The following is a 13,378-nucleotide window of genomic DNA, read 5'->3' as shown; positions in this document are numbered from 1 at the left end:
TGTGCAGCCAGACTTTCCAGGAAGTCGCTACAGTCGCCCCGCCCGCCGCCTGACCAAGGACCCTTCCGATGCGACTCCCTCGCCTGCCGCTCCAGTACCTCGCCGCCTTCCGGGCCGCCGCGCTGCACCAGAACCTGCGCGCGGCCTCAGAGGAGCTCAACTTGACGCACAGCGCGGTGAGCCAGCAGATCCGCGCGCTGGAGACGCAGCTGGGCTTCGATGTCTTCGACCGGCAGGGCCGGCGCGTGGTGCTGAACGCTGCGGGCGCGGCGCTGCTGCGCGGCGTCGAGCGCGCCTACCAGGAGCTGGACCAGGGCCTGCGCGCGGCCACCGCGGCGCATGGCATCGAGCAGCGCAGCCTGCGCGTGACGGTGCTGCCCTCCTTCGCGCAGCGCTGGTTGTTGCCGCGGCTGGGCCGCTGGCACGCGCGCCACCCGGAGGTCACGATCGAGATCGAAGCGACCGCGCGGCTCGTCGACCTGGAGCGGGAGAAATTCGACCTCGCGCTGCGACAGGGCCTCGGCCCGTGGCCGGGACTCGACAGCGAGCCGCTGTTCGACTTGTCGATGCTGCCGGTCGCGTCACCGGCGCTGGCGCATCAGCTGATCGGGCAGCCGCTGGAGGCGCTCGCGCAGGCGCCGCTGCTGGGCGACGCGTCGCAGTGGGAGGACTGGTTCGCGCAGGCCGGGCTGCGGCGCCAGGTGCTGCCGGTGGCGATCTTCAATGACTTCGGCATCCTGCTGCAGGCAGCCGAGCAGGGCATGGGCGTGGGCCTGACGCGCGAGCTGCTGGCGGCGGACGCGCTGCTCGACGGCCGGCTGGTGCGCGTCGCGCCACGGCAGGCGATGCTCAAGGAGCCGCAGCGGTATCACATCGTCTACACGCCGAAGTCGCGCGAGGAGCCCGCGGTGCGGGCCTTCGTCGCGTGGCTGCACGAGGAGACGGCGCAGTCGCGCGCGGCGCTCGACGGCGCCACGACCTGCCTGTCGACCGGCCGGATGACCGCGGTCGCACCGCCGCGCGGCGACGCGATCACGATGTCAGGAACAGGGCCTGCAGATCGCTGAGGAAGTCGAAGCCGCGCGGAGTGGCGCGGATCACGGCCGGATCCGGATCGAGCAGTCCCTTGGCGCGGCCCTGTGCCATTGCCTGGGCGATCGCGGACGGCGGCAGCCCGGTGCGCTCGAGGAAGCTCTGCATCGTCACGCCCTCGCGCAGGCGCAGCGCGTTGAGCATGAATTCGAAGGGTAGTTCCGAGCGCGCGACCTCGTGCTCGTTGGACACGGCCTGGCCTTCGGACGCCTTCTGCATGAAGGTTGCCGGATCGCGCCAGCGCACCTGGCGCAGGAGGCGGTGCGCGAAGCTCAGCTTGGTATGGGCACCGGCACCGATGCCGAGGTAGTCGCCGAACTGCCAGTAGTTGGTGTTGTGCGTGCAGCGGTGACCGTCCCGCGCGTAGGCCGAGACCTCGTAGCGCTGCATGCCCCGGGCGCCGGTGCGCGCGGTGATGAGGTCCAGCATGTCGCTGGCCAGGTCCGGATCGGGCAGGTGCTCGGGCGGCGCATTCGCGAAACGCGTGTTCGGCTCGATCGTCAGGTGGTAGACGGACAGGTGCGGCGGATCGAAGGCCAGCGCGGTGCCCAGGTCCTCGTCGAGCTCGGCCAACGTCTGCTCCGGCAGCGCGTACATCAGGTCGATGTTGAAGGTCCCGAAGGACCGCGCGGCCTCGGCGATCGCGGCGCGCGCCTGCGTGCCGCTGTGGATGCGGCCCAGCGCCTGCAGCTTGCGGTCGTCGAAGCTCTGCACGCCGATGGACAGCCGCGTCACGCCGGCCTGCGCGAAACCGGCGAAGCGGTCCGTCTCGAAGGTGCCGGGATTGGCCTCCATCGTGATCTCGCAGCCCGGCTCCAGCGGCAGCCGGGCGCGCAGGTCGGAGATCAGCTCGGCGATCTGCTCCGGCGCGAAGAGGCTGGGCGTGCCGCCGCCGATGAAAACCGACACCACCGGCCGGCCCCAGACCAGCGGCAGCGCGGCTTCCAGGTCGGCCCGCAGCGCGGCCAGGTAGGCGCGCGCGGTGTCGACATCAAGCTCGCGCCCGTCGCGGTACTCGTGCGAGTTGAAGTCGCAGTACGGGCACTTGCGGATGCACCATGGCAGGTGCACGTACAGCGACAGCGGCGGCAGCGCCGACAGCGTCAGCGTGCCGGGCCGCATCATGCGGATGATGTCGGCCACGGGATCAGCCCAGGTGCCAGCTCTCGCGCATCTGGCGCAGCAGGTCCTGCGACGCGAGCGCGCGGTGGCTCAGCCGGTTCTTGGTCTCGGCGCCCAGCGCCGCGACGCTCTGGCCGAGCTCGGGAATGAACAGCAGCGGGTCGTAGCCGAAGCCGCCCTCGCCTTGCTCGGCGCGCAGGATCTCGCCCTGCCAGCGGCCGAGCGCGATCAGCGGCTCGGGATCATCGGCCGAGCGCACCGCCACCAGCGCGCAGACGAAGCGGGCGCGCCGATCCTCGATGCCATCGAGCTTCTCGAGCAGCACGCGGTTGTTCTCGGCGTCGCTCTTCTCGCGGCCGAACAGCGTCGCGTAACGCGCCGACAGCACGCCGGGCATGCCGCCCAGCGCCTCGACCGCCAGCCCCGAGTCGTCGGCCAGCGCCGGCAGGCCGCTGGCCTTGGCGGCGTGGCGCGCCTTGGTCAGCGCGTTCTCGACGAAGGTGTGGAAGGGCTCTTCCGCCTCCGGGATGCCGAAGCTGCCCTGCGTGACGAGCTCGATGCCCAGCGGCTCGAACAGCGCCTGCAGTTCCTTCAGCTTCTTCGCGTTGTTGGAGGCCAGGACCAACTTCATCGCTTGCTCCAATCGGGAACGGGATTTACTTCAGGCCGAGGGCCTCGCGCTGCGCGACGAGCAGCTCGCGGATGCCCTTCTCGGCCAGGTTCAGCAGCACGTCGACCTCGGCGCGGGTGAAGGCCACGCCCTCGGCGGTGCCCTGCAGCTCGACGAAGTGTCCCGCGCCGGTCATGACCACATTCATGTCGGTGTCGCAGGCGGAGTCCTCGACGTACTCGAGGTCCAGCAGCGCCTGGCCTTCATGGATGCCCACGGAGATGGCGGCCACCGCGTCCTTGAGCGGCGAGGCGGCGATCTTGCCCTGCGCCAGCAGCCAGGTCACCGCGTCATGCGCGGCCACGTAGGCGCCGGTGATGGCCGCGGTGCGAGTGCCGCCGTCGGCCTGGATCACGTCGCAGTCGATCTGGATCGTGCGCTCACCCAGCGTGGACAGGTCGAACACCGCGCGCAGCGCGCGGCCGATCAGGCGCTGGATCTCCTGCGTGCGGCCGGACTGCTTGCCGCGGGCGGCCTCGCGGTCGCTGCGGGTGTGCGTGGCGCGCGGCAGCATGCCGTACTCGGCGGTGACCCAGCCCTCGCCGCTGCCCCGCTTGTGCGGCGGCACCTTCTCCTCGACCGAGGCGGTGCACAGCACCTTGGTGTCGCCGAACTCGATCAGCACGGCGCCCTCGGCGTGGCGGGTGTAGTGGCGGGTGATGCGGACCGGACGCAGGGCGTCGGCCGCGCGCCCATTCGGGCGGCTGGCAGTGCTGCTCATGGGGAATTCCTTCAGTGGGGCTTCTTGCCGGCCTTGCGGATCGCGTCCTGGATCTCGCGCACGGCGGAATCGATCTCGGCTTCGTCGAGCTGCACGTCCTGGGTCGCGCCCTGGATCGTGGAGGCGAAGCCCTGGTCGTCGAGGTCCTGGGTGGAGATGGAGTCCGGGGCATCGCCCTCGCCTTCCCATTCCACCGCCAGGGCGGTGACGTTGTCGCTGCGCGCGCCGGCCTGGCGCAGCGCCTGCTCGACCAGCTCCGGCACCGCGTCGCCGACCGAGCGGCTGTCCGACAGGTGGCGCAGGATGTCCACGTCGCTGACCGAGCTCCACAGCCCGTCCGAGCACAGCAGCATGCGGTCGCCGTTCTGCAGCAGCACCGGGCCGTTGACGTCGATCATCGGCTTGCCGGGGCTGCCCAGGCAGGTGAACAGCACATGGCGATTGAAGCGCTCCGCGCCGGCCGCATGGCGGCCCAGCGCCTCCTGCAGCTCGCTGTAGGAATGGTCCCGGGTGCGGGCGATCAACTCGGCATCGCGCAGCAAGTACATGCGCGAGTCGCCGCAGTGCGCCCACCAGATCTGGCCCTGCTGCATCAGCCCGACGACGATGGTCGTGCGCGGCGTGTCGGTCATGCCGCGCTGCTGGGCGTAGGCCAGCAACTGCTGGTGCGCGAGCAGCACGGCGGTCTCGAGGAACTGCGAGGGCTGCTTGATCACCGGCTGCGCGTCGCGCTGGAAGAGCGCGGCCACGTTCTGCAACGCGAGGTGGGCGGCGACCTCGCCGTCCGGGTGACCGCCCATGCCGTCGGCCAGTGCGAAGAGGCCGGCCTCGCGGGTATAGCAATACCCCATCCGGTCCTCGTTCTTCTCCCGGCCGCCACGGCGGCTCACCTGGTAGACGGAGAACTTCACGCCTTGGCCCCGGTCTTCAGGTTCTCCAGCTGCAGCTTGAGGCGCTCGCTGAAGCTGAGCTTGGTGTAGCGGCGCTCGGTCTCGCGCGACAGTTCCTTCTGCAGCGCGAAGACGCTCTGCGGACGGGTCAGCGGGTCCAGCGACATGCACCACTCGGTCACTTCGAGCAGGTTGTCGGAATACACGTTGCGCAGGCGCGAGAGCGACAGGCCCAGGCGGTCCTTCTCCAGGCGCTGCGGCGCGTCGTTGGGCGGGTAGCCCTGCATGCACGCATAGATGCAGGCGCCGATCGCGTAGATGTCGGTCCACGGGCCCAGCGAGCCGTCGCGGCGGTACATCTCCGGCGCGGCGAAGCCCGGCGTGTACATCGGGCGGATGAAGTTGCCTTCCTTGGACAGCACCTCGCGCGCCGCGCCGAAATCGAGCAGCACCGCCTTGTTGTCGTTGGTGATGAAAATATTGGCCGGCTTGATGTCCAGGTGCAGCATCTTGTGCTGGTGCACGATGCGCAGGCCTTTGAGGATTTCGTCGAAGAGCGACCGGATGGTCGATTCGCGGAACACCTTGTCGCGCTTCAAATCGCGCGCGGTCACGATGAAATCCTGCAAGGTATCGCCCTGCAGGTAATTCATGACCATATAGACGGTCTCGTTCTCGCGCAGGAAATTCAGCACCGAGACGACGCTCGGATGCGAGATTTGCGCGAGGGAACGGCCTTCCTCGAAAAAGCTCCGCAGCCCCAGGCGGTACAGGGGCTGCTTTTCAGGCTTCACTCGAGGCGTGAGTTCGCCGGGGGATCGTTCTGCAAGGGACGAGGGGAGGTATTCCTTCAGCGCCACCAAATGATGGTCGGGGTCTTCGGCCAAATACACGACGCCGAATCCACCCGCAGCCAGCTTTTTGATGATCTGATAGCCCCCCACCACCGTGCCTGCGGGCAAGGGCGCCGGTTTCGGCTTTGACATAATCGCGGTTTCGATTGTTCTACCGATAGCTGATGCCAGTTTACAGCATGACCGGTTATGCCAGCGCCACGGCACAACCCGCGAACTCCGGCGAAACCCCTAGCCCCGCCGCCACGCCGGCGGTCACGGTGGAGGCGCGCTCGGTGAACGGCCGCTTCCTGGACCTCAGCTTCCGCATGCCCGACGAGCTGCGCTCGCTCGAGCCCGCGCTGCGCGAACTGGTCTCGGGCAGCGTCAAGCGCGGCAAGATCGAGCTGCGCATCAACACGCAGCGCGATGCCGACAGTTCCTGGCCGAACCCGCAGCCGGAGCAGTTGAACCGGCTCGCGCGACTCGAATCGCAGGTGCAGACCTGGCTGCCGAAGGCGCAGGGATTGAGCGTCCAGGAGGCCTTGAACTGGTGCAAGACCGGCACGACCGGCGCCTCCGCGAACGACGAGACGGTGCTCGACGCCGCGCGCCAGTGCATCAAGGGGTTCCTCGAGGCGCGAGAGCGCGAAGGCGCCAAGCTCGTGACGATGCTGAAGCAGCGCGTCGCCACTTTGCGGGACCTCGCCACACAGGCCGAGCCGCTGATCCCCGCCGCCGTGCAGCGTCAGCGCGAGCGCTTCCTCGAGCGCTGGCAGGAGGCGCTGAGCGCCACGGGCGCGGCGCAGACGATTTCCGAGCAGACGCTGCAGGAGCGCGCGATCAACGAGGCGGCCGCGTATGCGCTCCGCATCGATGTCGCCGAGGAACTGACGCGGCTGCGCGCTCACCTGGACGAGGTCGAGCGCCTGCTGAAGAAGGGCGGCGAAATCGGCAAGCGGCTGGACTTCCTGATGCAGGAACTGCACCGCGAGGCCAACACGCTGGGATCGAAGGCGGTGGCGATCGAGCTGACCAACATCTCGGTGGAAATGAAGGTGGCGATCGAGCAGCTGCGGGAGCAGGTGCAGAACATCGAGTGACCTCTGGCGGCCAGAAGCAACTGATCGCGCAGCCCATGCAGTTCTTCGCCCCACCCCGCGAACACTTCTTCCGCCCGCTCACGCACGACAACCGCGAGCTCTGTGCGGCCGTCCTGCGCGCGCTGCATGAGCGGGTGCACGGGGCCAACGCCGACTATGCAGAAACGCTGACCCGCGACATCGTGCTCGAAGTCATCCTGCGTGCCCTCGCCGATCCCAAGCTGCGCGCACTGGCCTCCGACACCGGACAACCGGTGCGGCCTGAGGAAGAACGCGCCTACGCAGGCGAACTGCTGCGCAAACTCAAGGAGCATGGCTGGCTGGAGGACTACCGCGACCCCATCGATCTCAAGCCCACGCTCAAGCTCAGCCGCGCCGGCAGGGCCTTCAGCGAAACCTTCGCCAACCTCGACGACTCACGCACCAAGACGCGCCAGCGCAACATGCGCTCGGCGCGCAAGGCGCTGGCCGCTTTCATCGCCACGCGAGACGCAGACGAACTGCTGGATGCTCAGGAATTCGCCAGCCGCGTTGTGCAGGATCTGCAAGACGACATCGAGTACTTCCGCCATCTCATTCAGAGCCTCACTCGCGAGGCCCTGGCGCAGAAGGTCGCATGGGACGAGTTCAACGACTTCATCGAAAAGCGCTTCATGCGCGAGTACGCGGTGCGCCTGGTGGCTGACTCGGCCGAGCGCCACCGGGGCCAGATCATCGAGGCACTGGACCAGGTGCGCGCACTGGACGGCGAACTGCGCGCTCTGGCCGATGGCCACCTGCTTCAGCGAGCTCCGTGGCTGGAGCAGGAAGTACAAGGGCGCAGCCCGCTGCTGTGGCTGTGCGACCGCATCGAGAACATGGTCGAAGCGGCGTGCAGCCTCAAGCTGCCGATGCTGCGCTCGGAAATGAACAACTACGTGCGCCGCTTCACCAGCCTGCTGCGGCAAGCGCTGTCGCTGGACTATGGCGCCGAATCGGCGCTGGGCCGCACGATGGCCTGGCTGAAGGAGCGGCCGCAAACGCAGCGCGAGGCCCTGCTGGATGCACTGGGGGAGCGCCTGGCGACCAGCGAGACCCGGTTGCCTGGCGGTGTGCTTCGCTGGACGGTGCGTGACCGCGAGGCAGGCCATGCCGTGCAATCGCCGCTCGTAGTGGATGACGAGAGCCGGCTATCCGCCGTCCTGCGGCGCGCTGAGGCCGCGGCGTTCACCTTCAGCGACCGCGATGTGCTGCGCGGCCTGCTGCCCCTGCTGGAGCGAGGTCCTATCGCCCTGGACACCCTGCCCGTCGAGAATGCAGCGGATGCCGTGCGCGTGCTGCACGCCGTAGGGGCAGCGCGTTCGACTGAAGGTCGCCAGCTGCGCGTGCGCGCACGCAGGACCGGCGAGCAGCTGCGCAACGAGTTCTTCGCGGCGGACAACTATGTGCTGGATGCGCCGGCCATCGACGCTTCCGAACCCCCGTCCCGATGACGCAATCGCTCGCTCATTTCATCGAACAACGGCTTGCCACCGAAGGCGCCGGCAATGTAAAGCCGGCCCGTTTTTCAGAACTGGCCGGTCGGCTGCTGGCCACCGGCGTGATCTGGCGCGACTACTCGCAGCCCGATGCTCGGCACTACGACGACGCGTTGCAGTGCGAGCAGTTGCTGCGCGAATGGTTCGGCTGCATGGGTTTCGTGCTGGTGCACGATCCCGACGCCAGGCTGCTGCGCCTGTACCCACCGGGCGAAGGTGGCGGCGAGGATGACGAAGATGGCGTCAAGCGGTTGCGCGCCCGCCTGTCGCGCGACTTCGTGGCCGCGGTCATCGCCTTGCGCTTTCTCTACACCGAAGCGCTCACCGGCCGGCGGCCACTGGTTGACGAACGGCTGGCCATCAGCCTCGAGGAGCTGTCGCAGGCCGTCGTATCGCTGCTCGCGCACCGGCTGCCGAACTCGGCCACCGAGCGCATGGCGCTGCTGCGCGACCTGCGCAAGCACCGTGTCGTTCACTTCGTGGAGGGCGACGATGCTGGCGACATGCAGATGGGCCTCGCGGTGTTGCGGCCTGTCATGAGCTTCGTGAGCGATGAAGCAATGGACGACGCACTGCGGCTGGCCGGCCGCAAGGTGCCGGCGTCAGCGGCACCGGCCGCGCCGCATCAGGACGATTCACCGTGAAGATCGGCCGGCTCCTGACGTGGCATTGGGGTTCGCTCGAAGACCGCGAATGGGTCTTCGCCGACACCGTGCTGCTCACCGGCGAATCAGGGTCGGGCAAGTCCACGCTGCTCGACGCCATCCAGACCCTGCTGACGGCCGCGCACCAGCACCTGGTGCAGTTCAACATCGGCCAGGACGAATCCACGCAGAGCCGTCGCGGCGGCAAGGAGCCGCGCACGCTGGCGGCCTATGCCCTGGGCCAGCAGGCCGACGGCGTGTTCCTGCGCACGCGCTCGACCAGCTACGTGGGGATCGTGTTCGAGCCCTCGGAGAGCTCGGAGGAGCAGGCGCCTCCTTTCACGGCACTAGTCGGCGTGGAGGCCTTTGAAGAGGGCCGGCGAGCCGTGCTGCAGGGCCAGCCCCAGTTCTTCATCGTGCGCCGCGCCTTGTCGCTGAAGGATCTGGCGCGGCGCGGCGGAGAAGCCCTGGGTGATGCGCCACTGCCGCTCAAGGAGTTGTATCTGCAGTTGCAGCACCGTCTGCAAGCCGGCAAGGAAACCGTGGTCCAGCGCTTCCCCGACAAAGGCGGCTATCTGCAGCACCTCTACGGCGCCTTGATGGGCAAGACGGCGGTGGGCGAGAACGAAGCCGTGCGCGCGGCCAAGTCCATCGTCAAGGCCATGGCCTACAAGGAACTGGGCAACGTCAACGACCTGGTGCGTGACGAGATCCTGGAGCCGCACGACTTCAGCCGCGATCTCGACAAGATGCGCGAGTTGATGCGTTCCATCGCTGGACTGAAAGCCGAAGCGGAGCGCCTGCAGGCCAACCTCGATCGGCTCGACGCCGCCGGCGAGCGGGCCGACGCCGTGCTCGAGGAAGCTCGCCGCTTCGTCGTCACCACGATCGCCCACGCGCTGCGCATGCACAGCGAGGCGCACGACGAACTGGCCTCGGTGAAGCGTCAGATTGCGATGCAGGAAAGAAGGCAAGGCCAGTCAGCCGAGAGGCTGGCCTCGCTCGACGCCCAGGACACCGAGCTGCGCGAGCAACTCGGTGCGGTGAAGCAGCGCCTGTCGGGCAGCGAGGTGGCCCAGAAGAAGGACACGCTGGAGAACCAGATCCGACTGCAATCCGACCAGTTCCGCCTGCACTGGACCCGCGTGCAGGAGGCGGCGCGCGGCATCGGCGCCATGGCGTCGCAGTTGGAGCAGTTGCTGGCGCTCGACTTGTCGACCGTGCCTGCGCTGGGCGACGCCGTGCAGACGCTGCGACCGGCCGCTTCAAGTGTGCTGAAACCGTGGCCGGACATGGGCCGGGCCTACGCTCGCCCGGCCCAGCTCGATGTGGAACTGCCCGCCTTCGAGCTGGAAGCCTTCGACGCCAGCCTGGCAACCTTGCAACGCGGCATCCACGAGGGCGACGGGTCGGTGCAGGCGGCCGTCGTGCAGGCGCTCGCCGATGCGGGTGCGCGCATGAAGAACTTGAAGGACGAGGCGGAGCAGCGCGACGCGGAGCTGCGACAGCTGCAGGCCGGTCGCAGCGTGGCCCCGCGCGACACCCACGAGGCCGTGGCTCTGATCGAGCGCGAGCTGCCGCAGGCTCGCCCGCACCTGCTGGCCCAGTTGGTGGAACCGCGGTCCGGCAGCACGTGGCAGAACGCCATCGAGGGCTACATGGGTGGCGACCGCTTCGCGATCATCGTCGAGGCGGGGCACGAGGCGCGCTGTGCACGGCTCGTGAAGCAGCGCTTCCCCGTGCGCTCGCCCAAGGTCGTGCAAGGCCGCAAGGCCATGGAAGACACCGAAGGCCGCCAGCTCGAAGCCCGCGCCGTGCTGCACGAGCTGGTGTGCAAGCATCCTGTCGCCAACGCCTTCCTGATGGCGCAGTACGGCCGCGTGCGCAAGGTCGACAGCGAAGAAGAACTCGCCCGCACCCCGCAGGGCCTGATGGAGCAAGGCCTGGGCAGCCGGGGCTACGGCATGTTCTCCTGCCGCGCGCCGGACAGCGACCTCGCTTTCGGCGAAGCGGCGCGGCAACGCCGGCGCCAGTGGTGCGAGGAGGAACTCTCGCGGCTGGCGCGCGACATGCGGGCACTGCAGGTGCTCGACCAGTCCTTGAAGGCCGTCGCGCGCATGTTCAGCGGTGCGGCCTTCACGCCGTTGTCGCCTCTGCTGCTGGCCGTGCTCGAGAGCCAAGCGCAGCATGCAACTGCCGAACAGGCGCTGAAGGCGCTGGACTTGTCTTCCATCGAAGGGTTGGAAGCCGAACGAGTTTCACTGGGCAAGAAGATTGACGAGATCAAGCACCAGCGCGACGAAGAAGTGGAGCAGATCGGCGCCGGGAAGAAAGAGATGGCAGATCTGCTTCGCCGTGAGGGAGCGCTCGATCAACGGCTGCCGGAGCTGGAGATCGCGGTGACGAACGCCACCGTGTGGGCCGCTCGCTTCGCCGGCGCCACGCCGGAGCTGGCCACCGAAGCTCAACTGATCGCCGATGCCCATACGCTGGCAGCCGAGGCGGAGACCAGCCTGGACGCCCTGCGTCACCGCGTGCAGACGCTGCGCGAGAACCTGCCGCGCACGCTTCGCGAGCTTCAGCAGGCGGTTGCCGCCTACCTGAGCGGCGCGCGCGATGACAGCGAGCGCTTCGCCTGGAGCGACCCGCCGCGCAGCATCGACCGCATCGAGGAACTGCTGCCGCCCGTCTTCCAGACCCGAAACGCCATCGCGGAGCAATCCCGGCGGCAGCGCGCCATCGGCCTGGCCGACAACGCTCGGTCTCTGCAGGAGGCTGAAGCGAGCTTCAACCACGTCTTCACCAGCAGCTTCTGCTTCAAGGTGCGCGACGATGTGAAACAGGGGGCCAACACGCTGTCCCGGCTCAACCGCCACCTCAAGGGCATCCGCTTCGGCAACGACAGCTTCGAGCTGGAATGGGACTGGATCCCTCGCATGCAGAAGGTGTGCGAATTCTTCGACGCGGTCGAAGGCGCGGTGGAAGGGCTGGAACATGATCGCGGCTCGATCTTCGAGTCGACCCGTCTCAGCGACGAGCAACGCGCCACCGCGCAGGAGATTCGCCGCCTGCTGCTGGCCAACGACCAGGGCGCCAGCGAACGAGCGCTCAAGGAGATTGCCGACTACCGCAACTACCGCCGATACGACATCATGCGCACCAGCCCGGTCGGCACGACCCGGCTCTCCACCTGGGGCACGGGCTCAGGCGGCGAACTGGAGACCCCGTTCTACGTCGTGCGCTCGGCGGTGCTTGCCCATGCACTGGGCCACTTCGGGCGGGAACGGCGCGAGGCCCCGGCACTGCGGCTGATGCTCAGCGACGAGGCGTTCTCGAAGATGGACGAGTCGCGTTCACGCAGCGTGCTGCAATTCCTGTCGCGCACGCTGGGTCTCCAACTGGTCGTTGCGATGCCGACCTCGAAGTCCGGCGCGGTGAAACCGGAGTTCGAGAAGGAGTTCACCTTCTCCAAGGTGCTAGCGCGGCGAGACGGTCAGGAGCTGTTTATCAGCGAGGTACAGGAAAAGACACTGCACCGTGATGCCTTGGCGCGCCTGTGGGACGCACACGCGGCACAGGCCCGCGAGACCGCCCGCAAGGATTGGGATGCGAATCGGGTATGACGGCAATGCTTGCGGTCCACCCGTTCATCCAGCGTTTGGCCATGGCTCTGCTCGCCAAGGCCGAGCGCAGTACCGGTCAAGGCCCCGTGCGCCTGCCCCTGGACCGCAAGACCGCACCCGAACTGCACGCCGCGGCCCACGCCGACCAGTTGCAGCTGCTGATCATGCTGCTGGATGACCTCTGCGAAACAGGTTGGGTCGGCCTGCAGATCGAGCCGCCGCGCGCGTTCTCCAGCTTCACCGATCGCAAGCCAAGACTCGAGCTTCGCAATTTCGATGAGTTGGCCGCTTGGGCCGGCTACACGCCCCAGGCCTTGCGCTGGCAGCGGCAGTGGCTGGAGCATCTCGCGATGCAATGGGCAACCGCGGCGGCATCAACGTCGATCGTGCCCAACGACCCGCGGATGGTCCTCGACTACCTGGCACGCAACCCGATGACGCAGTTGGAAGGGCTTTCGCTTGACGAGGCCACGCGCAGCCTGTCCGCGTTGATCGGCCTGTGCCGCTCTGGGCGGTCCATGGCGCTGCGCGAGGCGTCCGCCCGCGTGTTTCAGGGGCGATCCAAGCTGTTGGACAGCCGGGATGAGCTGCTGCGCCTGCTGGGCGCCGTCCCGGGGCAGTTCTCCGAACCGCCGATACAGCTCCTGCTGGCGCTGCCAGGCGACGGCAGCTTCACGGACGTGCTCTTCGTCGAGAACCTCGTGACCTTCGAGCACATGGCTGACATGCGTGCTCCCGCCTGGGACCGCAGCCTGCTCGTCTATGCCGCCGGCTTCCGCGGCAGCGCACGGCGGCTGCGCTCGCGTTCGGGTTCTCGCCTGTATCTGCGCATGCCATCGGCCGGAGGGGACCTGTCAGCCGTCGAGTCCTGGCTCTTCGGTGCGGCGCAGGTGCCTGTCAGCTTCTTCGGTGACCTCGACTTCGCGGGCATGCAGATCCTTGCCAGCCTGCGCGAGGTCTTCCCCGGCGCGGGCGCCTGGCACCCTGGTTATCGCGCCCTGACGCGCTTGCTGCCCCAAGGCGGGCATCTGCCGGATCAGGCATCCAAGGGTCTGCAGGTCGACCCCGGCGAGACGGGTTGCGGCTACGCCGACCAGGAATTGCTGCCGGCGATGCGCCTGCATGGCCGCTTCGTCGACCAAGAGGCGTTCGGCTTGACATAG

At 68.1% G+C, this 13,378-nt stretch carries 11 protein-coding genes; 6 read left to right on the top strand and 5 right to left on the bottom strand.

The window, feature by feature from the left end:
- Positions 1-68 precede the first annotated feature (68 nt).
- The gene (locus tag FHT37_RS01765) at positions 69-1,067 is read left to right on the top strand and encodes a LysR substrate-binding domain-containing protein (RefSeq protein ID WP_147241849.1); all 999 of its coding nucleotides are present in this window, start codon (positions 69-71) and stop codon (positions 1,065-1,067) included.
- Here the strand turns inward: FHT37_RS01765 and hemW are convergent.
- The 5 genes from hemW to FHT37_RS01740 are packed head-to-tail and all read right to left on the bottom strand — an operon-like array spanning position 1,033 to position 5,481.
- Positions 1,033-2,217: a radical SAM family heme chaperone HemW gene (hemW, locus tag FHT37_RS01760; RefSeq protein WP_183481138.1), complete on the bottom strand. Its 1,185-nt coding sequence runs from the start codon at positions 2,215-2,217 to the stop codon at positions 1,033-1,035. The genes FHT37_RS01765 and hemW overlap by 35 nt on opposite strands.
- A gap of 22 nt (positions 2,218-2,239) precedes the next feature.
- A complete protein-coding gene (rdgB, locus tag FHT37_RS01755) occupies positions 2,240-2,845 on the bottom strand; it encodes an RdgB/HAM1 family non-canonical purine NTP pyrophosphatase (protein WP_183478589.1) in 606 nt (201 codons plus the stop codon).
- 25 nt (positions 2,846-2,870) lie between these two features.
- Positions 2,871-3,605, bottom strand: coding sequence for a ribonuclease PH (rph, locus tag FHT37_RS01750; RefSeq protein WP_183478588.1), 735 nt, complete (start codon positions 3,603-3,605; stop codon positions 2,871-2,873).
- Between the two features lie 11 nt (positions 3,606-3,616).
- Complete coding sequence (locus FHT37_RS01745; protein WP_183478587.1) at positions 3,617-4,516, bottom strand: PP2C family serine/threonine-protein phosphatase; 900 nt, start codon at positions 4,514-4,516, stop codon at positions 3,617-3,619.
- A complete protein-coding gene (locus tag FHT37_RS01740) occupies positions 4,513-5,481 on the bottom strand; it encodes a serine/threonine-protein kinase (RefSeq protein ID WP_058936168.1) in 969 nt (322 codons plus the stop codon). Before FHT37_RS01740 ends, FHT37_RS01745 begins: the two co-directional genes overlap by 4 nt.
- 32 nt (positions 5,482-5,513) lie before the next feature.
- Here FHT37_RS01740 and FHT37_RS01735 point away from each other — a divergent pair, with 32 nt between their 5' ends.
- Genes FHT37_RS01735 through FHT37_RS01715 form a run of 5 tightly spaced genes read left to right on the top strand, consistent with a single transcriptional unit; the run spans position 5,514 to position 13,378 of the window.
- Positions 5,514-6,431 carry a YicC/YloC family endoribonuclease gene (locus FHT37_RS01735; RefSeq protein WP_091723247.1) on the top strand — a complete coding sequence of 306 codons (918 nt, stop codon included), beginning with the start codon at positions 5,514-5,516 and terminating at the stop codon, positions 6,429-6,431.
- A 35-nt stretch (positions 6,432-6,466) separates the two neighbouring features.
- Positions 6,467-7,903 carry a Wadjet anti-phage system protein JetA family protein gene (locus tag FHT37_RS01730; protein WP_183478586.1) on the top strand — a complete coding sequence of 479 codons (1,437 nt, stop codon included), beginning with the start codon at positions 6,467-6,469 and terminating at the stop codon, positions 7,901-7,903.
- Positions 7,900-8,592: a DUF4194 domain-containing protein gene (locus tag FHT37_RS01725; RefSeq protein ID WP_183478585.1), complete on the top strand. Its 693-nt coding sequence runs from the start codon at positions 7,900-7,902 to the stop codon at positions 8,590-8,592. The genes FHT37_RS01730 and FHT37_RS01725 overlap by 4 nt, the downstream gene beginning before the upstream one ends.
- Positions 8,589-12,215 (top strand): SbcC/MukB-like Walker B domain-containing protein, encoded by a 3,627-nt coding sequence (locus FHT37_RS01720; protein ID WP_183478584.1) that lies wholly within the window; start codon positions 8,589-8,591, stop codon positions 12,213-12,215. The genes FHT37_RS01725 and FHT37_RS01720 overlap by 4 nt, the downstream gene beginning before the upstream one ends.
- Before the next feature lie 41 nt (positions 12,216-12,256).
- Complete coding sequence (locus FHT37_RS01715) at positions 12,257-13,378, top strand: Wadjet anti-phage system protein JetD domain-containing protein (protein ID WP_255489467.1); 1,122 nt, start codon at positions 12,257-12,259, stop codon at positions 13,376-13,378.

It is taken from the genome of Mitsuaria sp. BK037 (assembly GCF_014193045.1).
Taxonomy (GTDB): domain Bacteria; phylum Pseudomonadota; class Gammaproteobacteria; order Burkholderiales; family Burkholderiaceae_C; genus Roseateles.
Note: the sequence above shows the minus strand (reverse complement) of the source record. Positions and strands in the feature narration are given on the sequence as shown.

Bases quoted from the DNA above. Each gene is read 5' to 3' on its own strand.
- FHT37_RS01765 (WP_147241849.1), top strand. From the start codon at position 69: ATGCGACTCCCTCGCCTGCCGCTCCAGTACCTCGCCGCCTTCCGGGCC.
- hemW (WP_183481138.1), bottom strand. From the start codon at position 2,217: ATGATGCGGCCCGGCACGCTGACGCTGTCGGCGCTGCCGCCGCTGTCG.
- rdgB (WP_183478589.1), bottom strand. From the start codon at position 2,845: ATGAAGTTGGTCCTGGCCTCCAACAACGCGAAGAAGCTGAAGGAACTG.
- rph (WP_183478588.1), bottom strand. From the start codon at position 3,605: ATGAGCAGCACTGCCAGCCGCCCGAATGGGCGCGCGGCCGACGCCCTG.
- FHT37_RS01740 (WP_058936168.1), bottom strand. From the start codon at position 5,481: ATGTCAAAGCCGAAACCGGCGCCCTTGCCCGCAGGCACGGTGGTGGGG.
- FHT37_RS01735 (WP_091723247.1), top strand. From the start codon at position 5,514: ATGCCAGTTTACAGCATGACCGGTTATGCCAGCGCCACGGCACAACCC.
- FHT37_RS01730 (WP_183478586.1), top strand. From the start codon at position 6,467: ATGCAGTTCTTCGCCCCACCCCGCGAACACTTCTTCCGCCCGCTCACG.
- FHT37_RS01725 (WP_183478585.1), top strand. From the start codon at position 7,900: ATGACGCAATCGCTCGCTCATTTCATCGAACAACGGCTTGCCACCGAA.
- FHT37_RS01715 (WP_255489467.1), top strand. From the start codon at position 12,257: ATGGCTCTGCTCGCCAAGGCCGAGCGCAGTACCGGTCAAGGCCCCGTG.